Origin of the sequence: Rhodanobacter spathiphylli B39 (assembly GCF_000264295.1) — a bacterium.
Classification (GTDB): Bacteria; Pseudomonadota; Gammaproteobacteria; order Xanthomonadales; family Rhodanobacteraceae; genus Rhodanobacter; species Rhodanobacter spathiphylli.
The window spans coordinates 1-392 of the sequence record NZ_AJXT01000113.1 but is presented as its reverse complement, the minus strand read 5'-3'; the positions used below and the strand labels follow the sequence as shown (position 1 = coordinate 392).

The following is a 392-nucleotide window of genomic DNA, read 5'->3' as shown; positions in this document are numbered from 1 at the left end:
ACGGTGAGCTGGGGCGACTCCGCCAATGCGGCCCGTTATGAGCTGGAGCAGAGCGTGGATGGCGGGACATGGACCGCCGCCTATACGGGTGCCGGCCTCAGCCAGGCGATGCAGCAGACGGCGAACGGCAGCTATGCCTACCGGGTCAAGGCCTGCAACGTGGTCGGCTGCAGCGGTTACCTCACCAGCACGCCGGTCGTGGTGACCCTGCCGCCCACGGCGGCGCCCACCCTGAGCGCCCCGGCGACCAACAGCACCGGGACCTACACGGTGAGCTGGACGGGTGTGGCCGACGCGGCCACCTACCTCCTGGAAGAGCAGGTCGATGGCGGCAGCTGGACGACCCAGCAGAACACCGGCGCCATCAGCGAGACCTTCACCGACAAGGCCAA

At 68.9% G+C, this 392-nt stretch carries 1 pseudogene; it reads left to right on the top strand.

The window, feature by feature from the left end:
- A pseudogene (locus tag UU7_RS18750) lies at window positions 1-392 on the top strand (hypothetical protein); the annotation flags it as partial.